This window comes from Pseudomonas sp. Tav-5-1A, assembly GCF_055755055.1.
In genome coordinates this window covers 426,138-445,361 of the sequence record NZ_CM146901.1, presented here as the reverse complement: position 1 = coordinate 445,361, position 19,224 = coordinate 426,138, and the positions used below count along the sequence as shown (strand labels likewise).

18 protein-coding genes and 1 pseudogene are annotated in these 19,224 nt (G+C 65.5%); 3 read left to right on the top strand and 16 right to left on the bottom strand.

The genetic code is table 11. The annotated features are described in order from the left end of the window. Window positions 1–63: 63 nt before the first annotated feature. From hutG to hutC, 13 genes are all read right to left on the bottom strand, one after another. Window positions 64–861 carry an N-formylglutamate deformylase gene (hutG, locus tag AC0J42_RS02140; RefSeq protein ID WP_473005136.1) on the bottom strand — a complete coding sequence of 266 codons (798 nt, stop codon included), beginning with the start codon at window positions 859–861 and terminating at the stop codon, window positions 64–66. Then, complete coding sequence (hutI, locus tag AC0J42_RS02135) at window positions 854–2,068, bottom strand: imidazolonepropionase (RefSeq protein WP_416422020.1); 1,215 nt, start codon at window positions 2,066–2,068, stop codon at window positions 854–856. Before hutI ends, hutG begins: the two co-directional genes overlap by 8 nt. Next, the gene (gene hutH, locus AC0J42_RS02130; RefSeq protein WP_473005135.1) at window positions 2,068–3,603 is read right to left on the bottom strand and encodes a histidine ammonia-lyase; all 1,536 of its coding nucleotides are present in this window, start codon (window positions 3,601–3,603) and stop codon (window positions 2,068–2,070) included. Before hutH ends, hutI begins: the two co-directional genes overlap by 1 nt. 12 nt (window positions 3,604–3,615) lie before the next feature. After that, window positions 3,616–4,425, bottom strand: coding sequence for a quaternary amine ABC transporter ATP-binding protein (locus tag AC0J42_RS02125; protein ID WP_416422018.1), 810 nt, complete (start codon window positions 4,423–4,425; stop codon window positions 3,616–3,618). After that, window positions 4,422–5,273: an ABC transporter permease gene (locus AC0J42_RS02120; protein ID WP_416422017.1), complete on the bottom strand. Its 852-nt coding sequence runs from the start codon at window positions 5,271–5,273 to the stop codon at window positions 4,422–4,424. Before AC0J42_RS02120 ends, AC0J42_RS02125 begins: the two co-directional genes overlap by 4 nt. Before the next feature lie 16 nt (window positions 5,274–5,289). After that, on the bottom strand, window positions 5,290–6,756 hold the full coding sequence (locus AC0J42_RS02115; RefSeq protein WP_473005134.1) for a purine-cytosine permease family protein: 1,467 nt from the start codon (window positions 6,754–6,756) through the stop codon (window positions 5,290–5,292). A gap of 26 nt (window positions 6,757–6,782) precedes the next feature. After that, window positions 6,783–7,574 carry an ABC transporter ATP-binding protein gene (locus AC0J42_RS02110; RefSeq protein WP_027979857.1) on the bottom strand — a complete coding sequence of 264 codons (792 nt, stop codon included), beginning with the start codon at window positions 7,572–7,574 and terminating at the stop codon, window positions 6,783–6,785. A gap of 17 nt (window positions 7,575–7,591) precedes the next feature. Continuing rightward, window positions 7,592–8,329: an ABC transporter permease gene (locus AC0J42_RS02105; RefSeq protein ID WP_416422015.1), complete on the bottom strand. Its 738-nt coding sequence runs from the start codon at window positions 8,327–8,329 to the stop codon at window positions 7,592–7,594. A gap of 14 nt (window positions 8,330–8,343) precedes the next feature. Continuing rightward, window positions 8,344–9,066 (bottom strand): ABC transporter permease, encoded by a 723-nt coding sequence (locus tag AC0J42_RS02100; RefSeq protein ID WP_416422014.1) that lies wholly within the window; start codon window positions 9,064–9,066, stop codon window positions 8,344–8,346. A gap of 64 nt (window positions 9,067–9,130) precedes the next feature. Further along, entirely contained in the window at window positions 9,131–9,988 is an 858-nt protein-coding gene (locus tag AC0J42_RS02095; RefSeq protein WP_416422013.1) for a transporter substrate-binding domain-containing protein, read from the bottom strand. 180 nt (window positions 9,989–10,168) lie between these two features. Beyond that, on the bottom strand, window positions 10,169–11,848 hold the full coding sequence (gene hutU, locus AC0J42_RS02090; protein ID WP_473005133.1) for a urocanate hydratase: 1,680 nt from the start codon (window positions 11,846–11,848) through the stop codon (window positions 10,169–10,171). 336 nt (window positions 11,849–12,184) lie between these two features. Next, entirely contained in the window at window positions 12,185–12,751 is a 567-nt protein-coding gene (locus tag AC0J42_RS02085) for a HutD/Ves family protein (RefSeq protein WP_473005132.1), read from the bottom strand. After that, window positions 12,748–13,458: a histidine utilization repressor gene (hutC, locus tag AC0J42_RS02080; RefSeq protein WP_416427524.1), complete on the bottom strand. Its 711-nt coding sequence runs from the start codon at window positions 13,456–13,458 to the stop codon at window positions 12,748–12,750. Before hutC ends, AC0J42_RS02085 begins: the two co-directional genes overlap by 4 nt. 155 nt (window positions 13,459–13,613) lie before the next feature. On the opposite strand from hutC, the gene AC0J42_RS02075 reads away from it, so the two are divergent. After that, entirely contained in the window at window positions 13,614–14,978 is a 1,365-nt protein-coding gene (locus AC0J42_RS02075) for a formimidoylglutamate deiminase (protein ID WP_473005131.1), read from the top strand. A 122-nt stretch (window positions 14,979–15,100) separates the two neighbouring features. Here the strand turns inward: AC0J42_RS02075 and AC0J42_RS02070 are convergent, their stop codons facing one another. Both AC0J42_RS02070 and bamE read right to left on the bottom strand, forming a co-directional pair. Then, the gene (locus AC0J42_RS02070) at window positions 15,101–15,679 is read right to left on the bottom strand and encodes a lipocalin family protein (RefSeq protein ID WP_416422009.1); all 579 of its coding nucleotides are present in this window, start codon (window positions 15,677–15,679) and stop codon (window positions 15,101–15,103) included. Continuing rightward, the gene (gene bamE / locus AC0J42_RS02065) at window positions 15,676–15,930 is read right to left on the bottom strand and encodes an outer membrane protein assembly factor BamE domain-containing protein (protein ID WP_416422008.1); all 255 of its coding nucleotides are present in this window, start codon (window positions 15,928–15,930) and stop codon (window positions 15,676–15,678) included. Before bamE ends, AC0J42_RS02070 begins: the two co-directional genes overlap by 4 nt. A 243-nt stretch (window positions 15,931–16,173) precedes the next feature. Between bamE and AC0J42_RS02060 the strand changes: the two are divergent. Together AC0J42_RS02060 and AC0J42_RS02055 are read left to right on the top strand one after the other, a co-directional pair. Then, window positions 16,174–17,163: pseudogene (locus AC0J42_RS02060) on the top strand (cache domain-containing protein); the annotation flags it as partial. Window positions 17,164–17,301: 138 nt separating this feature from the next. Next, window positions 17,302–18,066, top strand: a complete 765-nt coding sequence (locus tag AC0J42_RS02055) for a methyl-accepting chemotaxis protein (protein WP_416427523.1) — start codon at window positions 17,302–17,304, stop codon at window positions 18,064–18,066. A gap of 141 nt (window positions 18,067–18,207) precedes the next feature. Here AC0J42_RS02055 and AC0J42_RS02050 read toward each other — a convergent pair whose 3' ends face one another. After that, window positions 18,208–19,218, bottom strand: coding sequence for a class 1 fructose-bisphosphatase (locus AC0J42_RS02050; protein WP_027979868.1), 1,011 nt, complete (start codon window positions 19,216–19,218; stop codon window positions 18,208–18,210). Between the last annotated feature and the right edge of the window lie 6 nt (window positions 19,219–19,224).

Here is a 19,224-nt window from a genome sequence, read left to right as displayed (position 1 = left end):
GCCAGCGAGCTTTCAGGGCCTCAACAGCTCGCTGGCAAGCCAGCTCCCACAATTGGCGCGGGGTCAGCGAGGGTAGCGCTGAGAAGCCCAAGAGATGAGTTCGCTCAACAACGCTTTCAGCACTACCTGCGTCGGTGCCGCCAGGTCTTCGCGGTAGTTGAACGGCTCGAATTCTTCCATGTAGGTGCTCTGTGCCAGCTCCAGCTGCACCGCATGGATGTGGTTGGCCGGGTCGCCGAAGTGGCGGGTGATGTGGCCGCCCTTGAAGCGCCCGTTGAGCACGTGGCTGTAGCCGTCGAACCCTGCGCACACGCCTTCCAGGCGCCGGGCCAGTTCCGGGTCGCAGCTGGCGCCGTTGAAGGTGCCCAGGTTGAAGTCCGGCAGGCGGCCGTCGAACAGGTGCGGTACCTGGGAGCGGATGGAATGCGCGTCCCACAGCAGCGCATAACCGAACTCGTCGCGCAGGCGCGCCAGTTCCTGCTCGATGGTACGGTGGTACGGCACCCAGATTTCCTGCAGATACCGTGCGCGCTCGTCGTCCGAGGGCCGTTCATGGAACAACGGCACGCCATCGAACAGCGTCTCCGGGTACAACCCGGTAGTAGCCCCGGCATACAGCGGCTTGTTGTCCGAAGGCCGGTTGAGGTCGATGACGAAGCGCGAATACTCGGCCGCAACGACGCTGGCCCCCAGCTCGTCGGCAAAATCGTACAGGCGCGGGATGTGCCAGTCGGTGTCGGGCAGGCTTTGCGCCTCGTCGATCAGGCCGCTTTTCACGGCCGGGGTCAGGCGCAGGCCGGCATGGGGCATGCTGATCAGCAGCGGCACGCGGCCGCGCTTGAAGGTCAGGACGTTATCCACGGTGCAATTCTCCAACAGTGACTTCCACGCCGTGACGCACGACGCGTTTGTTCAATTCGCCGCCCAGCCAGTAGGCCAGGTCGGCCGGGCGCTCGATGTCCCAGGCGACGAAGTCGGCGACCTTGCCCACCTCCAGCGAGCCGTGGCTCGCGCCCAGGCCCAGGGCCTTGGCGGCATGCAGGGTGGCGCCGGCCAGGGCTTCCTCGGGGGTCATGCGGAACAGGGTGCAGGCCATGTTCAGCATCAGCCGCACCGACAGCGCCGGCGAGGTGCCGGGGTTGAGGTCGCTGGCAATGGCGATGGCCACGCCGTGCTTGCGCAGGGCGTCCATGGGCGGCAGCTGGGTCTCGCGCAGGAAGTAGAACGCGCCCGGCAGCAGCACCGCCACGGTGCCGGCGGCGGCCATGGCCTGGCAGTCGTCCTCGGTCATGAACTCCAGGTGGTCGGCCGACAGCGCCTGGTAGCGTGCCGCCAGGCTGGAACCATGCAGCGACGACAGTTGCTCGGCGTGCAGCTTCACCGGGATGCCCAGCTCGCGGGCCTTGAGGAAGACCTTTTCCACCTGCGCCGGCGAGAACGCCAGGTATTCGCAGAAGGCGTCCACGGCGTCCACCAGGCCTTCGGCCGCCAGCGCCGGCAGCATCTCGTCGCAGATGTGCGCGATGTAGTCGTCGGCGCGGTCCTTGTATTCAGGCGGCAGCGCGTGGGCGGCCAGGCAGGTGGCGCGCACGCTCACCGGCAGCGCCTCGCCCAGGCGGCGGATGACGCGCAGCATCTTGCGCTCGCTGGCCAGGTCCAGGCCGTAGCCGCTCTTGATCTCCACCGTGGTCACGCCGTCGCGCAGCAGGCTGGCCAGGCGCTTGCGGGCGCTGGCGAACAGCTCGTCCTCGCTGGCGGCGCGGGTGGCCCGCACGGTGCTGGCGATGCCGCCGCCGGCCGCGGCAATCTCGGCGTAGCTGACGCCCTGCAGGCGCTGTTCGAACTCACCGCTGCGGTTGCCGCCGAACACCGTGTGGGTGTGGCAGTCGATCAGCCCCGGGGTCACCCAGGCACCGCCCAGGTCCACGCCCTGCCCTGCCGGCGCCTCGCTGCGCGGGCCGATCCATTCAATGAGGCCATCGGCGGTAACGATGGCGGCGTCTTCGATGATCGAGTATTTGCCGTGGGCCATGGTCGCCACATGGCAGTGCTGCCACAGGGTTTTCATCACAGAGTCTCCTGGAACAATTCGGGGAAGGTGCGGCCCAGCAGGGCCGGGTCCTTGAGAATGGCGGCGCTGGCGGCGATGTCCGGCGCCAGCCAGCGGTCCTGGTCGTAGGGCGGGATGCGCTCGCGCAGCAGGCGCCAGGCGGTGTCGGTGCCGGCGCCGAAGCGCTGGTCCTTGAGGAATTCGAAGGCCTGGGCGGCCAGCAGGTACTCGATGGCGAGGATCTGCGTGCAGTTCTCCAGCGCCCGGTGCAGCTTGAGCGAGGCGTTGGTGCCCATGCTCAGGTGGTCTTCCTGCAGGCCCGAGGTCACGTAGTTATCCACAACCGCCGGCTGCGCCAGTTGGCGGTTCTCGGCGCACAGCGAAGCGGCGACGTATTGCACGATCATCATCCCCGAGTTCACCCCCGGCTGGCTGACCAGGAACGCCGGCAGGCCGCTGACCAGCGGGTTGATCATGCGGTCCAGGCGGCGCTCGGCGATGGCGCCGATCTCGGCCACGGTAATCGCCAACACGTCGGCCGCCATGGCCACCGACTGCCCGTGGGGGTTGGCCTGGGACATCACCCGATAGTCGTCAGGGGTGCCCAGCAGCAGCGGGTTGTCGGTGGCCGAGTTGAGCTCGATCTCGATCTGCCGCGCCGCGTGCGCCAGCTGGTCACGGGAGGCGCCGTGTACCTGGGGAATGGAGCGAATGCTCAGGGCGTCCTGGGTGCGGATGCCGCGGCTGCTGGCGATCACCTCGCTATCGGCCAGCAGCCAGCGCAGGTTTCTCGCCACTACCTGCATGCCGGGGTGCGGCTTGAGGCTGATGATGGCCGGGTCGAAGGCGTCGATCTGCCCGCGCAGGGCCTCGAAACTCATGGCGCCGATCACGTCGGCCCAGCCGGTCAGGCGCCAGGCGTCGTCCAGGGCCAGGCAGCTGAGGCCGGTCATGCACGGCGTGCCGTTGACCAGGCACAGGCCGTCCTTGGCGCCGAGGATCACCGGCTGCAGGCCTTCGGCGGCGAAGGCCTGGGCGGCGTCGACGATCTGCCCGCGGTAGCTGACCGGGCCGATGCCCAGCAGGCCCACGCCGATGTGCGCCATGTGCGTCAGGTAGCCCACCGAGCCCTGGGACGGCACCTGCGGGGTGATGCCGCGGTTGAGCAGCGCCAGCAGCGCTTCCACCACCTGGCGGTGCAGGCCGGACTTGCCCTGGCAGAAGTTGATGATGGCCGCACAGATAATCGCCCGGGTCTGTTCGTCGGTCAGCGGCTTGCCCACCCCGCAGGCGTGGCTGAGCAGGGTATTGCGCGACAGCTGGCTGAGCTGCTCGTCCTGCAGCGACACGTTGCACAGCGCGCCCAGCCCGGTGTTCACGCCATAGGCGCGCTCACCACTCTCGACGATGCGCTGGACGATGGCTTGGGCGTTATCGATACGCGCCCAGGCCTGGGGCGACAGCTCCAGGCGGGCGCCAAAGCGCGCCACGGCGACCACATCCTGCCAACGCAAGCGTGCATCGGCGATTACGACGTTTTCGGCCAACAACATCTACAACGCTCCTTAATAAGTGGCCACCCGGCGGCGAACGAAACGGTCCACGTAGTCGTCGGCCGGGTGATGAAGAATGTCCTGCGCAGCGCCGACCTGAATCAGGCGGCCGTCGCGCAGGATGGCAATGCGGTTGCCCAGCCGGACAGCTTCGTCCAGGTCGTGGGTGATGAACACGATGGTCTTGTGCAGGCCTTGCTGCAGCGCTAGCAACTGGTCCTGCATTTCGGCGCGAATCAGCGGGTCGAGGGCGCTGAAGGCCTCGTCCATGAGGATGATCGGCGTGTCGGCCGCCAGCGCCCGCGCCAGGCCGACGCGCTGGCGCATGCCGCCCGACAGCTGCGCCGGCCAGGCGTGTTCGTAGCCCTGCAGGCCCACCGCGGCTATCCAGTGGGCGGCACGCTCGGCGCACTGCTGGCGGCTTTCGCCCCGCACTTTCAGGCCATAGGCGACGTTTTCCAGCACGGTGCGATGGGGCAGCAGGCCGAAGCTTTGAAACACCATGCTGACCTGGTGCCGGCGAAATTCGCGCAGGGCGCGGCGGTCGTAGCCGAGGATGTCCTGGCCATCGACCAGAATCTGCCCGCTGGTAGGATCGATCAGCCGGTTCAGGTGGCGCACCAGGGTCGACTTGCCCGAGCCGGACAGGCCCATGATCACGAAGATCTCGCCCGCCTCCACGGTCAGCGACAGGTCGTCGACGCCGATCACGCAGCCGGTGGCGGCCAGTATCTGCTCCTTGCTGGCGCCCTCGGCGCGCAGGGCCAGCGCCCGCTCGGGTTTCACCCCGAACACCTTGGACACGTTGCGCACCTCGATCATGGCCGCACCTCGTGGCGCGGACGGCCGTAGGCCTGGGTGATGCGGTCGATCACCACCGCGAGGATGACGATGGCCAGCCCGGCTTCCAGGCCCAGGCCGATGTTCAGGGTCTGGATGCCCACCAGCACGTCCTCGCCCAGCCCTCGGGCGCCGATCATCGAGGCGATCACCACCATCGACAGCGCCATCATGGTGGTCTGGTTGACCCCAGCCATGATGCTGGGCATGGCCAGCGGCAACTGCACGCCGAACAACTGCTGCCAGCGGCTGGCGCCGAAGGCGTTGACCGCCTCCATGACCTCGCGGTCCACCTGGCGGATGCCCAGGCTGGTCAGGCGCACCAGCGGCGGCACGGCGTAGATCACCGTGGCGAAGATCGCCGGCACCTTGCCCAGGCCGAACAGCATCAGTACCGGGATCAGGTACACGAAGCTGGGCAGCGTCTGCATGATGTCCAACAGCGGCATCAGCACCGCGCGCAGGCGCTTGCTGCGCGCGGCCAGCACACCCAGGGGAATGCCGATCAGCACCGAGATCAGCGTGGCCACCAGCATCAGCGCCAGGGTTTGCAGCAGCTTGTCCCACAGCCCCACGGCCCCCACCAGAAACAGCAGCGCCATGATCACCAGCGCACTGAACACCCTGCGCGTGGCATGCAGGGCTATGCCCCCGACAATCAGCAGCAGCAACCACCAGGGCAGCAGGCGCAGGCCGCTTTCCAGGCGCACGATCAGCCACAGCAGCGAATCGGACACCTGCCGGAACAGATCGCCGTAGCGGGTCACCAGGGCGTCGACGCCACGGTTGACCCAGTCGGCAACGGAGAAGGTCAGGGTATCGGGGAACATGGGCGGCTCTCACACGTCAGAAGGTCCCCTGAGGTATAGCCTTCCCTGCCGCCGCCGTGGCCAAAGGCTGCTCGTCCGGCAGGATCAGGCGGTCGGGCACCGCGCCGTGCCAGCGCTTGGCAACCAGGTAATACAGCACCGCCGGCACCACCAGGCCGATGATCCAGGAAATGTCGGTGTCGCCCAGGCTAGCCACCAGCGGGCCGGTGTAGAAGTGGGTGGAGATGAAGGGCATCTGGATCACCACGCCGACCACGTAGATGCTGATGCCGGGAATGTTCCAGCGGCCGTAGCGGCCATCGGGGTTGGACAGCGCCGGGATGTCGTAGCGCTCTTTGGTGATGCAGTAGAAGTCCACCAGGTTGATGGCGCTCCAGGGCGTGAAGAACGCCAGCAGGAACAGGATGAAGGCCGAGAAGTCCTTGAGGAACGAGTCCTTGCCCAGCACCGCCAGCAGCGTCGCCGTGCCCACCATCAGGAAGATGTAGGTCAGGCGCAGGGCGCTGGAGATATGGCGGTTGCCGCGGAAGCCACTGATGATGGTGGCGATGGACATGAAGCTGCCGTAGGCGTTGAGGGTGGTGACCGTTACCTTGCCGAACGCCACGCTGAAGTACAGCAGCGCCGCGACCGCGCCGGTGCCGCCCAGGCCGACGATGAACGACACTTCGTGGTGCGCGAACTGCGCGCCGGCCAGGGCGGCGGCGAACACGCCGAACACCATGGACGCCTGCGCACCGATCACCGCGCCCAGGCCCACGGCCCAGAAGGTGCCGGCCACCGAGGTCTTGCTCGGCAGGTAGCGCGAGTAGTCCGCCACGTACGGGCCGAAGGCGATCTGCCAGGACGCCGACAGGGAAATCGCCAGCAGGAAGCTGCTCAGGGAGAAGTGCTTGTTGCCCAGCAGCGCACCGACGTCGTTGCCGGCCAGCAGGCGGTAGAACAGGTACATGAAGGCGATGACACCGAGCACGCTGGCGACGCGGCCGATCATGTGGATAACCCGGTAGCCGAAGATGGTCAGCACCACGATCAGGGCGGCGAAGATGACGATGCCCTGCCAGTCATCCACCTGCAGCAGCTGGGCGATGGCCTGGCCGGCCAGCAGCGAACCACTGGCCGAGAAGCCGATGTACATCAGGCACACCAGCACCAGCGGGATCACCGCACCGTAGACGCCGAACTGCACGCGGCTGGAGATCATCTGCGGCAGGCCCAGGCGCGGGCCTTGCGCGGCGTGCAGGGCCATTACCCCGCCACCCAGCAGCTGGCCGACGAACAGCCCCACCAGCGACCAGAACACGTCGCCGCCCAGCACCACGGCCAGGGCGCCGGTGACGATGGCGGTGATCTGCAGGTTGGCCCCCAGCCACAGGGTGAACTGGCTGAATAACCGACCGTGACGCTCGGATTCAGGAATGTAGTCAATTGAGCGTTTTTCGATCAATGGCGTGCTTGCAGCACGGTCAACTGAACCAGCCATACAACGACCCTCAAAAATGGTGGCGATTACTCGGCGTTACGCTGCTGATGGCTGGACACGAACTGGCGGAAACGCTCGGTCGGCAGGCCTTCGAACAATTCGGCGGGGGTGCCCTGGCAGTCGATCTGGCCGCCCTGCATGAACACCACGCGGTTGGATACATGGCGGGCGAAGCCCATCTCGTGGGTGACCACCAGCATGGTGCGGCCCTCTTCGGCCAGCGAGCGCATCACCCGCAGCACCTCGCCCACCAGCTCCGGGTCGAGCGCCGAGGTGGGCTCGTCGAACAGCATCACCTGGGGGTTCATGGCCAGCGCGCGGGCGATGGCCACGCGCTGCTGCTGGCCGCCCGACAGGTGCGCCGGGTAGTAGTCGCGGCGCTCGTACAGGCCCACCTTGTGCAGCAGCTGTTCGGCCTCTTCCACGCATTCGGCGCGCGAGCGCTTGAGCACGCGCATCGGGCCTTCGATGACGTTCTGCAGCACGGTCATGTGCGACCACAGGTTGAAGCTCTGGAACACCATGCCCAGCTTGCTGCGCATGGCTTCCACCTGGCGGCGGTTGCCCGGCAGCAGGCGGCCGTCGCGGTGGCGCTTCATCTCGATGGCCTCGCCGTCGAGGACAATGCTGCCCTCGTCCGGGGTTTCCAGCAGGTTGATGCAGCGCAGGAAGGTGCTTTTGCCCGAACCGCTGGCGCCGAGGATGGAGATGACGTCGCCCTTGTGCGCGTCCAGGGAAATGCCCTTGAGCACCTGGGTTGCACCGAAGGCCTTGTGAATATTGGCGACCGACAGGGCGGTCTGGAATTGAGTACTCATGACAAGCTCCGCTGCAATCAGGAATGGGTAGAGGCTTCAGGCGCAGGCACCACGGGCTGGCCCTGGGGCCGCTCGCGCAGGTGCGGCGACAGCCGATGCTCGATCCAGGCCACGGCCCGCACCACCAGGAAATTCAGCACCAGGTAGATCAGCGCCGCGCAGATGAACACTTCCATGGTGCGGTAGGTGCGCTGGATGATCTGCTGGGCCACGCCGGTCACGTCCCACACGGTGACCAGGCTGGCCAGGGCGGTGGACTTCACCAGCAGGATGGCCTCGGTGGAGTACGCGGGCAGCGCCTGGCGCAGGGTGACCGGGCCGATTACCCGGTACAGCAGGGTCCAGCGGTTCATGCCCACGGCCTGGCCGGCCTCGATCTGGCCGTGGGGCACGCTTTGCAGGCCGCCACGGATGATTTCCGCGGTGTAGCCGGCGGTGCACATGGCCAGCGACACCACGGCGCAGCCGTAGGGCGACTTCAGCACCACCCACAGGAAACTGTCGCGAATGGCCGGGAACTGGCCCAGGCCGTAGTAGATGAGGAACATCTGGATCAGCAGCGGCGTGCCGCGGAACAGCATGATGTAGAAGCGCGCCGGGTAGCTCAGGAACCACCAGCGGCTGACGCGCATGGACACCACGCCCAGAGACAGGATCAGCCCCAGCAGCAGGGAGGAGAAAAACAGCGTCAGCGTGGTGGGCAGCGCGCCCAGCAGCTTGAGCATGGTGTCGGCGAGAAAGGCAAAGTCGATCATCACGGTTCCCCTTCTCAGGACTGGGCCGGGTTGCGGCGCTGGGTGCGCTGCACGCGGTTTTCGGCAATGTTGAACAGGCGCCCCGACAGGCCGGTGAGGATCAGGTAGCAGGCCCCGCCGACGATGTAGAAGGTGAAGTACTGGCGGGTGGAGCCGGCGGCTACCTGGCTGGCGCGCATCAGCTCGACCAGGCCGATCACCGAGATCAGCGCCGAGTCCTTGAGGCTCATCTGCCAGACGTTGCCCAGGCCCGGCAGCGCGTAGCGCCAGATCTGCGGGATCAGCACGCGGCGAATGCGCATGCCGCGGGTCATGCCGATGGCCAGCGCCGCTTCCAGTTCGCCCTTGGCCACGGCGATGAAGGCGCCACGGTAGACCTCGGCCTGGTACGACGCGGAGATCAGGCCCACGGCAATGGCGCCCACCAGGAACGGCGGCACGTCGACGTAGCCCTGGCCACCGAACCAGTGATTGATGGCCGACACCACGCTGGCGCCGCCGAAGTAGAACAGGTAGATCACCAGCAGTTCAGGAATCCCTCTGAACAGGATCGAGTAGGCATCGCCCAGGTAGCGCACACTGCGCTGGCGCGAGAGTTTCGCCGCCGCCACCAGGCTGCCCACCAGGGCGCCGATCAGCAACGCCGCCAGGGTCAACAGCAGGGTCATGGCCGCCGCCTTGAGCAAGGCCATGCCCCAACCGGTGTCACCGAAGCTGAGCATCTGCAAGAGATTCATGAGGTTTTTCCCACCACTTCAATCATTGAACACCCGGCGCCCGCAGGCGCCGGCCCCGCCACGCTTACGACTTGGGCGTAAGGTCGAGCTTGAACCACTTCTCGCTGAGCTTTTTCACCGTGCCGTCGGCCAGGGCCTCTTTCAGCGCGGCGTCGAACTTGGCCTTCAGGTCCGCATCGGCCTGGCGGAAGCCCAGGGCCTCGCCTTCGCCCCAGATAGGGCCGCCGATCTGCGGGCCGGTGTAGGCCAGGTTCTTGTTCTCGTCCTTGGCCTTCAGCGAGTCGAGGAAGGTCACGTCGTCGAACGCCACGTCGATGCGCCCGGCCTGCAGGTCGAGGATGGTGTCGGCCGAGGCGTTGTATTCGCGGATGGTGGCGACGTCCTTGAAGTGGTCGTCGATGAAGGGGGTGTAGATGGTCCCCGAGGCGATGCCGATGGTCTTGCCCTTGAGGGCCTTGCGCAGGCCTTCGATGGCTTCGCCGATCTGCTTCTCGTCGGTGCCCAGGGTAATTTCGTTGGCCGGCCCCGGCTTGCCAGGCAGCACGTTGGCGTCCAGGGCGACGAAGCTTGCCGGGGTACGTGCGTAGGGAATGGAGAAGGCCATGACCTTCTTGCGGTCTTCAGTGATGACCACGGCGTCCATCAGCACGTCGAACTTGCCGGCGTTGAGGCTGGCGATCATGCCGTCCCAGTTCTGCACCGAAATGTTGCAGGTAAGCTTCATGCGCTGGCAGAGGATCTCCATCAGCTCGGGCTCGAAGCCGCTGATCTTGCCGCCAGGCAGCGTAACGTTCCAGGGCTCGTAGGAGCCTTCGGTCGCGATGTTGACCGAGGTCCACTCCTTGGCCTGCGCCAGCGGCAAGCCCGCCAGCAGTACTGCACCCAGGGCCAATGAACCCAACAAGCTGAATTTCTGCGCCATCGTTAACCTTCCTGCAAAGTCGAATGAGAGAAAGTGTTACTAGCCCGCACCAGGCAATCACCTATGCTTGTACATACAAGCAAATTGGAAGCCAATCTCTGGATTGTGGGAGCTGGCTTGCCAGCGAGCTTTTGGTTGCGCTGAAAAGCTCGCTGGCAAGCCAGCTCCCACAACTGTGGATTAGCCTTTGATCATAGGCAGGTTCAGGCCCTGCTCCTTGGCGCAGTCGATGGCGATCTGGTAGCCGGCATCGGCGTGGCGCATGACGCCGGTGGCCGGGTCGTTGTGCAGCACGCGGGCGATGCGCTCGGCGGCTTCATCGGTACCGTCGCAGACGATGACCATGCCCGAGTGCTGGCTGAAGCCCATGCCCACGCCGCCGCCGTGGTGCAGCGACACCCAGGTGGCGCCGCTGGCGGTGTTCAGCAGGGCGTTCAGCAGTGGCCAGTCGGACACGGCGTCGCTGCCGTCCTGCATGGCTTCGGTTTCGCGGTTGGGGCTGGAGACCGAACCCGAGTCCAGGTGGTCGCGGCCGATCACTACCGGGGCAGACAGCTCGCCACGGCGGACCATTTCGTTGAACGCCAGGCCCAGCTTGGCGCGCTGGCCCAGGCCCACCCAGCAGATACGCGCCGGCAGGCCCTGGAAGCTGATGCGCTCGCGCGCCATGTCCAACCAGTTGTGCAGGTGGTCGTCGTCCGGGATCAGTTCCTTGACCTTGGCGTCGGTCTTGTAGATGTCCTCGGCGTCGCCCGACAGCGCAGCCCAGCGGAATGGGCCGATGCCGCGGCAGAACAGCGGGCGGATGTAGGCTGGCACGAAGCCTGGGAAATCGAAGGCGTTGGCCACGCCCTCTTCCTTGGCCATCTGGCGGATGTTGTTGCCGTAGTCGAAGGTGGGGATGCCCTGCTGCTGGAAGTCGAGCATGGCTTGCACGTGCACGGCCATGGACTGCTTGGCAGCTTTCACCACGGCGGCCGGGTCGGTCTGCGCGCGGTCGCGGTACTGTTCCCAGGTCCAGCCGGCGGGCAGGTAGCCGTTCAGCGGGTCGTGGGCGCTGGTCTGGTCGGTGACCATGTCCGGGCGTACGCCACGTTTTACCAGCTCCGGCAGGATCTCGGCGGCGTTGCCCAGCAGGGCGATGGAGATGGCCTTGCCTTCGGCAGTGTATTTGGCGATGCGCGCCAGGGCGTCGTCCAGGTCGGTGGCCTGCTCGTCGACGTAGCGGCTGGCCAGGCGGAAATCAATGCGGCTCTGCTGGCATTCGATGTTCAGCGAGCTGGCACCGGCCAGGGTCGCGGCCAGCGGCTGCGCGCCACCCATGCCGCCCAGGCCGGCGGTCAGTACCCACTTGCCCTTGAGGCTGCCGTTGTAGTGCTGGCGGCCGGCCTCGACGAAGGTTTCGTAGGTGCCCTGGACGATGCCCTGGCTGCCGATGTAGATCCAGCTGCCGGCGGTCATCTGGCCGTACATGGCCAGGCCCTTGGCGTCCAGTTCGTTGAAGTGCTCCCAGTTGGCCCAGTGCGGCACCAGGTTGGAGTTGGCGATCAGCACGCGCGGGGCGTTGCTGTGGGTCTTGAACACGCCTACCGGCTTGCCCGACTGCACCAGCAGGGTTTCGTCGTCATTGAGGTTGGTCAGGCTCTCGACGATCTTGTCGTAGCACTCCCAGTTGCGCGCCGCGCGGCCGATGCCGCCGTACACCACCAATTCCTTGGGGTTCTCGGCCACCTGCGGGTCGAGGTTGTTCATCAGCATGCGCAGCGGCGCTTCCGTCAGCCAGCTCTTGGCGGTCAGCTTGTTGCCGCGGGCGGCACGGATTTCAACGTCACGGAATTTGTTTTGGGCATTGTCAGTCACGAACGAGACTCCTCAGCATTGAGTGCACTGTTCCGTGCACGTATTTACTTGTACATACAAGCATATGCAATTGAGTTGCCAAGTTTTCGGCAGCGAGGCTGTCGGGAGGGCTGAAGGCAGGCTGGAAGCGGGTTGCGAGGCGATGAAAAAAATTTTCGAGGCGTTTGGCGGCGCTGAAGGCCACCCGCCCAAGTGGGAATTTTGCGCCCCCATGGGGCAAACGGTAACAAAATGGTGCACCCCACCGTAACCGTAGCAGCTGCCGAAGGCGGCGTCCGACAGCGGCCGTGCGGTGCGCCGGGACGCGGCCTGGGGCCGCTGCTACGAGGGGGGTTTTTAGAGCGGGGAGATTTCGATCAGGCAGCAGTGGCCATCGATGGCCAGCTCGGTGAGGGCGGCGGTTTCGATCTGCAGGCAGTCGTACAAGCCAAGGATGTGGGTGGTGGCGTCGGCCTTCACGGTCAGCGCGTCTGCCACGCTGAACACCAGCACCGTGTGCGCCGCGCTGAACAGCCGTTGCGGCGCTTCCAGCCATTGCAGGCGGGCGCGGTAGCGGGCCGGCGCGTAGATCAGGTTGAAGTCACGAATGGCACCGCCCACCAGCGCGCACACCACCGCGCTGTCACCCTTGAAGGCAAAGGCATCGAACGGCTGCAGCTCGCGGCTGGCTTCGCCGTCCACGGTCAGCACCATGCCCGCGCCCTGCAGCACGGTGATCACCCGCTGGTAGCCGGCAAAGCTGGAAAAGCCGCCCGACTCGCCAATGTCGGCGATCGACAGGCGCCAGCCGAAGCCGTCCAGGCCGTCGCCGCCGTCGCGGGTGATTTCCTCGGTGCTGCCGCCGCCATTCTTCCATGGCATGCGTGGGTAGCCGGCGGCGCGCAGGTGCTTGATGCTGTTCATTTGCTGAACCTTCCTTCCAGGCGGTGACGGGAGCCGGGGTGGATCAGCCGCGCGGCCGTTACTGGCGTACGCCCCGACCAGGTGCGGCGGCGAATCAGCAGGCAGGGTTCGCCTGGCTCGATCTGCAGCAGCTTGCACTCCGACGGATCGGCCAGGATTGCCTCGACCACGTGCTCGCCCTCGGTCAGCGGTGCGACCCTGGACAGGTAAGCGTAGGGCGTTTCCTGGGTAAAGTCCTGCTTGAGGTAGTCCGGCGCCACCACCGCGTTCACGTAGCGGTCTTCGATCTGCACGGCGATGTCGTTCTCGAAATGCACGATCAACGAGTGGAACACCTTCTGCCCTTCGCGCATGTCCAGCGCCAGCGCGCGCTCGGAACCGGCGGCCTCCTCGGCCAGCATGATCACCTGGCAGCGGTGGCGATGGCCGCGCGAGGCGATTTCATCGGCGATGTTGTGCACCTCGAACAGCGCCGACTGGCTCTTGGGCTCGGCCACGAACGTGCCCACGCCCTGCATGCGCACCAGCAGGCCTTCGGCAGTGAGTTCGCGCAGGGCGCGGTTGATGGTCATGCGGCTGAAACCCAACTGGGTGACCAGCTCGCTTTCGGAGGGCACGCGATGGTGCGGCGGCCAGGTGCCGTTCTGAATCTGCCCGGCGATCATCTGTTTGACGCGGGCATAGAGCGGTGCCGGACTTTCGCCCATCTGGGCAACCAGTGGAGAAACTACGGGCGGAGTCGACACGGGAAATCCTTCTGTTAAGCCAATCTGAATCGATAGATGGATAGCTTGCCGCAGTTTACCGGGCAGGCAAACGTCTGTATATGTATATACAAATAAACCTGATGAGGTAAGTGTCGATGTCCGCTTTCTTTGCCGAACGTGCGTTGTTGCCCACCGGCTGGGCCGAAAAGGTCCGCATCGAGGTGGGCGCCGACGGCCTGATCACCCAGCTGCAGGCCAACGCCAGTGCCGAGAACGCCACGCCTCTGAAGGGCCCGCTGCTACCGGGCATGCCCAACCTGCACTCCCACGCCTTCCAGCGCGCCATGGCCGGCCTTGCCGAAGTGGCCGGCAACCCCAACGACAGCTTCTGGACCTGGCGCGACCTGATGTACCGCCTGGTGGGCAAGATCAGCCCCGAGCAACTGGGCGTCATCGCCCGCCAGCTGTACATCGAGATGCTCAAGGCCGGCTACACCTCGGTGGCCGAATTCCACTACGTGCACCATGACCAGCAAGGCAAGGCTTATGCCGACCCGGCCGAGCTGTCGCGGCAGATCAGCCAGGCGGCGGCCAGCAGCGGCATCGGCCTGACCCTGCTGCCGGTGCTGTACAGCCATTCCGGCTTCGGCGGCCAGGTGCCCAACGACGGTCAGCGGCGCTTCATCAACAGCACCGAGAGCTACCTGCGGCTGCAGCAGCAGTTGGCGCCGATCCTCGCCGAACAGCCGGCCCAGCGCCTGGGCCTGTGCTTCCACTCCCTGCGCGCGGTGACGCCCGAGCAGATTAACCAGGTGCTGGCCGCCAGCGACCCAGGCGCGCCGGTGCACATCCACATCGCCGAGCAGATGAAAGAGGTCAACGACTGCCTGGCCTGGAGCGGCAAGCGCCCGCTGCAGTGGCTGTACGACAACGTGCCGGTGGATGAACGCTGGTGCCTGGTGCACGCCACCCACGCCGACGCCGACGAAGTGCAGCGCATGGCGCACAGCCGCGCCGTGGCCGGGCTGTGCCTGACCACCGAGGCCAACCTGGGCGACGGTATCTTCCCCGCAGTGGACTTCCTGGCCCAGGGCGGGCGCATGGGCATCGGCTCCGACAGCCATGTGTCACTGAGCGTGGTGGAGGAACTGCGTTGGCTGGAATACGGCCAGCGCCTGCGCGACCAGCGCCGCAACCGCCTCTACGGCGCCGAGCAGCCCATGGTTGGCCGCACCTTGTATGACGCCGCCCTGCAAGGCGGCGCCCAGGCGCTGGGGCAGGCCATTGGTGAATTGCGCGTAGGCGCCCGCGCCGACTGGCTGGTGCTGGATGGCGAAGACCCCTACCTGGCCACCGCCAGCGGCGACGGCATTCTCAACCGCTGGCTGTTTGCCGGCGGCGACCGCCAGGTGCGGGACGTGTGGGTGAACGGCAAACAGGTGGTCAGCGAAGGCCGGCATGCGCAAGAGCGCGCAAGCGCCACCGCGTTCGCCCAAGTGCTACGCGACCTCCTTAACTGACCTGTAGCCGCTGCCGCCAGGCTGCGCTGGGCCTGTGCCCCACTGAACATCTCCAGCGCACAAAAAGGCCAGCGCAGCCTGGCGGCAGCGGCTACGGGTGGACAGGTGTACGGGTGTACGGGTTATTTGCCGACTTCAGAGTCCTTGGCGCGCCAGATCAGCTTGGTGGTGTCGTAACCCTGCTGCTGCGCCTTGGCCAGCAGCTCTTCACGCACCTCGCGCGAAACCGTTGGCGTGCGCGACAGCAGCCACAGGTACTTGCGGTCCGGGTTGCCGACGATGGCCTGCTTGTAGTCGTCGCTCACGTACAGCACCCAGTAGTCGCCCTTGGCCACGCCCGGCAGGATCTTCGAGAACCAGTTGTCGAACACCACCCACAGCTTGTCGGTTTTGCCCGGCACCTGCGGCGACGCCGTGCCGGTGGCTTCTTCCCACTCACCGCTGGCGGTGCGGCAACGGTTGAGCACGGCGATGTTACCGTCAGGCTTGAGGCGGTAATGCGCCTCGGACTGCACGCAGTTGCGCTGGAAGAACATGGGCAGGCGCGCCAGTTCGTACCAGGTGCCCTGGTAACGCTTGAGGTCCACCTGCTCCTCGGTGCGCGGCGCCAGCGGGTCGCTGGCCTTATTGGCGCAGCCGGCCAGCAACGCACCTGCCGCCAGGCCGCCCAGCAGCATGGCCACCATCTTCAAGCGGCTCATTTGAGGCCCTGCCCCGAGTACATCACTACCTTGTCACCGGCGTACTGCACGCTGATGAAGCTGTTCTTGTCACCCCAGGTGCAACTGGACATGCCCAGCGCGCCGGAGCAATCGGTGGGGCTGCCCAGCAGCTTCTCGATTTCAGGTTTGGTCATGCCCGCCTTGATCTGTGAATAGTTTTCCTGGTTGATCTTGTTGCATGCGGCGAGCAACACGCAGAACGACAACAGGGCGAGGGAACGCAAAGACATGAAAGGTCACTCCTGGACAGTAGTGCCGGCTTGGCTGCCAGCTAGAGCTTAGAAGAGAAAACCGCGATCTGGTTCCCGGCCACCCCGGGCATTTATGCCAGCCCCGCCCTGCCCGCCGGTCAACTCACCAAACCGTACATTAATCTTCACGAAGTTTCGGCCGACAGTAGATAGCGCTATCTGCGTGCATCTGGCAGATTGCCACCCCCGTTTGATCAGCCCCTTTGCGTACAGATCACCCCAATGACAAAAAACCTGAAATTCAGCCACAAGATCCTGATCGCGGCCGCTCTCATCGTCGCCCTGGCGTTCTCCTGCTTCATGGCGTTCAACGACTACCGCCAGCGCGCCACGCTGCACGAGAACACCGAAGCCTCGATGAAGCAGCTGGGCACCCTGACCACCAGCAACATCCAGACGTGGCTGGAAAGCCGCATCCAGCTGCTGCAGTCCCTGGGCCAGCAAGTGGCAGTGGATGGCGACTCGGCGCCAAGCCTGGCGCGCAGCGTGGGCCTGCCGGCCTACTCCAGCAACTTCCAGCTGACCTACTTCGGCGGCCAGAACGGCGTGATGTTCTCGGTGCCTGCGGGCAACCGCGCGGCTGACTACGATCCGCGCCAGCGCGGCTGGTTCAAGGCGGCCAACGCGGCCCAGCAGACCATCGTCACCGAGCCCTACATCGCCGCCTCCTCGGGCAAGCTGGTGATTACCATCGCCACCCCGGTGCGCCATGACAACCAGTTCATCGGCGTGGCCGGCGCGGACATCGACCTGACCAGCATCAGCGACATCATCAACTCGCTGAACTTCGGCGGCCATGGCCACGCCTTCATCGTCACCGGCGACGGCAAGATTCTTATCCACCCGGACGTGAAGCTGGATCTCAAGAGCCTGTCGGAAGCTTATCCACAGGGCGCCCCGCAGGTGTCGCCGGGCCTCAAGGAGGTAGAGCTGAACGGCAAGACCCAGTTCATCTCCTTCACCCGCGTGAACGGCGTGCCGTCGGCCGACTGGTACGTGGCGCTGGTGCTGGACAAGGACGCCGCCTACGCCATGCTCGGCGAATTCCGCAACTCGGCGCTGGTGGCCACGGTGATCGCCGTGGTGATCATCATCGCCCTGCTGGGCCTGCTGATTCGCGTGCTGATGGAGCCGCTGCACGTGATGGGCCGCGCGATGCACGACATCGCCGAAGGCGAAGGTGACCTGACCAAGCGCCTGGTGATCCACGCCCACGACGAATTCGGCACCCTGGCGCAATCGTTCAACCGCTTCGTGGAACGCATCCACGAATCGATTCGCGAGGTGTCCTCGGCCACCGGCCGGGTCAACGAGGTAGCCCTGCAAGTAGTGAGCGCCTCCAACTCGTCGATGCTCAACTCCGACCAGCAGGCCAGCCGCACCAGCAGCGTGGCCGCGGCCATCAACGAACTGGGCGCCGCCGCCCAGGAAATCGCCCAGAACGCAGCACTCGCCTCGCAGCACTCCAGCGACGCGCGCAGCCTGGCCGAAGATGGCCAGCAGGTGGTGAACAAGACTATCGAGGTGATGGGCCAACTGTCGGCGAAGATCAGCGACTCGTGCGGCAATATCGAGACCCTGAACGCCAACACCGTGAACATCGGCCAGATCCTCGAAGTGATCACCAGCATCTCCCAGCAGACCAACCTGCTGGCGCTGAACGCCGCCATCGAAGCCGCCCGTGCCGGTGACGCCGGCCGTGGCTTCGCCGTGGTGGCCGACGAGGTGCGCAACCTGGCGCACCGCACCCAGGACTCGGCGCAGCAGGTGCAGAAAATCATCGAGGAACTGCAGGTAGGCGCCCGCGAAGCCGTGGGCACCATGACCGAAAGCCAGAGCCAGAGCGAGCAAAGCGTGGGCATCGCCAACCAGGCCGGCGAGCGCCTGGGCAGCGTGACCCAGCGCATCGGCGAGATCGACGGCATGAACCAGTCGGTGGCCACCGCCACCGAGGAGCAGACCGCCGTGGTGGAGGCCATCAACATGGACATCACCGAGATCAACACGCTGAACCAGGAAGGCGTGGAGAACCTGCAATCCACCCTGCGCGCGTGCAGCGAGCTGGAGCAGCAGGTGTCGCGGTTGAAGCAGCTGGTGGGCAGCTTCCGCATCTGAAAACAAAAATGCCCCCAGTGATGGGGGCATTTTCTTGCGCCAGACTCGTAGCCGCTGCCGCCAGGCTGCGCTGGCCCTCAACCTCACTGAAGATCTCCAGCGGGGATGAGGACCAGCGCAGCCTTCGGCAGCGGCTACAAATTATTCCTTGTGGTACGCGGTCACGCGCTCCACTTCCTGCTTGGAGCCCAGGAACACCGCCACGCGCTGGTGCAGGCCTTCAGGCTGGATGTCGAGGATGCGCTGGTGGCCGTCGGTGGAAGCGCCGCCAGCCTGTTCCACCAGGAACGACATCGGGTTGGCTTCGTACATCAGGCGCAGCTTGCCTGGCTTCTCTGGCTCACGGCCGTCGCGCGGGTACATGAACAGGCCGCCACGGGTGAGGATACGGTGCACGTCGGCCACCATGGAGGCGATCCAGCGCATGTTGTAGTTCTTCTTCAACGGGCCTTCTTCACCCGCGGTCAGCTCGCTGACGTAACGCTTCACCGGGGCTTCCCAGTGGCGCTGGTTGGACATGTTGATGGCGAACTCGGCGGTGGTTTCCGGGATGCTGATGTTTTCGTGGGTCAGCACGAAGCTGCCCATCTCGCGGTCCAGGGTGAAGCCCTTGACGCCGTTGCCCAGGGTCAGGATCAGCATGGTCTGCGGGCCGTAGATGGCGTAGCCGGCAGCGACCTGCTCAGTACCTTTCTGCAGGAAAGCCTGCTCGTTGAGGCTGTCGTTCTGGGTCAGGTACTCGGTTGGGCAACGCAGTACCGAGAAGATGGTACCTACCGACACGTTGACGTCGATGTTCGACGAGCCGTCCAGCGGGTCGAACACCAGCAGGTAGGCGCCTTTGGGGTATTGGCCCGGGATCTGGTAGGCATTGTCCATTTCCTCGGACGCCATGCCGGCCAGGTGGCCGCCCCATTCGTTGGACTCCAGCAGGATGTCGTTGGACAGCACGTCCAGCTTCTTCTGCACTTCGCCCTGCACGTTTTCAGTGCCCATGCTGCCCAGCACGCCGCCCAGGGCGCCCTTGGACACAGCGTGGCTGATCTCTTTGCATGCGCGCGCCACCACTTCGATAAGGAAGCGCAGATCGGCAGGGGTCTTGTTGCTGCGGGTCTGCTCAATCAAATAGCGACTCAGGGTAACGCGGGACATGGACGG

Excerpts from the sequence above, each read along its gene's own strand:
- hutI (WP_416422020.1), bottom strand. The coding sequence starts at position 2,068 with ATGAAAACCCTGTGGCAGCACTGCCATGTGGCGACCATGGCCCACGGC.
- hutH (WP_473005135.1), bottom strand. The coding sequence starts at position 3,603 with ATGTTGTTGGCCGAAAACGTCGTAATCGCCGATGCACGCTTGCGTTGG.
- AC0J42_RS02125 (WP_416422018.1), bottom strand. The coding sequence starts at position 4,425 with ATGATCGAGGTGCGCAACGTGTCCAAGGTGTTCGGGGTGAAACCCGAG.
- AC0J42_RS02120 (WP_416422017.1), bottom strand. The coding sequence starts at position 5,273 with ATGTTCCCCGATACCCTGACCTTCTCCGTTGCCGACTGGGTCAACCGT.
- AC0J42_RS02115 (WP_473005134.1), bottom strand. The coding sequence starts at position 6,756 with ATGGCTGGTTCAGTTGACCGTGCTGCAAGCACGCCATTGATCGAAAAA.
- AC0J42_RS02110 (WP_027979857.1), bottom strand. The coding sequence starts at position 7,574 with ATGAGTACTCAATTCCAGACCGCCCTGTCGGTCGCCAATATTCACAAG.
- AC0J42_RS02105 (WP_416422015.1), bottom strand. The coding sequence starts at position 8,329 with ATGATCGACTTTGCCTTTCTCGCCGACACCATGCTCAAGCTGCTGGGC.
- AC0J42_RS02100 (WP_416422014.1), bottom strand. The coding sequence starts at position 9,066 with ATGAATCTCTTGCAGATGCTCAGCTTCGGTGACACCGGTTGGGGCATG.
- AC0J42_RS02095 (WP_416422013.1), bottom strand. The coding sequence starts at position 9,988 with ATGGCGCAGAAATTCAGCTTGTTGGGTTCATTGGCCCTGGGTGCAGTA.
- AC0J42_RS02085 (WP_473005132.1), bottom strand. The coding sequence starts at position 12,751 with ATGAACAGCATCAAGCACCTGCGCGCCGCCGGCTACCCACGCATGCCA.
- hutC (WP_416427524.1), bottom strand. The coding sequence starts at position 13,458 with ATGGGCGAAAGTCCGGCACCGCTCTATGCCCGCGTCAAACAGATGATC.
- AC0J42_RS02075 (WP_473005131.1), top strand. The coding sequence starts at position 13,614 with ATGTCCGCTTTCTTTGCCGAACGTGCGTTGTTGCCCACCGGCTGGGCC.
- AC0J42_RS02070 (WP_416422009.1), bottom strand. The coding sequence starts at position 15,679 with ATGAGCCGCTTGAAGATGGTGGCCATGCTGCTGGGCGGCCTGGCGGCA.
- bamE (WP_416422008.1), bottom strand. The coding sequence starts at position 15,930 with ATGTCTTTGCGTTCCCTCGCCCTGTTGTCGTTCTGCGTGTTGCTCGCC.
- AC0J42_RS02055 (WP_416427523.1), top strand. The coding sequence starts at position 17,302 with ATGCTCAACTCCGACCAGCAGGCCAGCCGCACCAGCAGCGTGGCCGCG.
- AC0J42_RS02050 (WP_027979868.1), bottom strand. The coding sequence starts at position 19,218 with ATGTCCCGCGTTACCCTGAGTCGCTATTTGATTGAGCAGACCCGCAGC.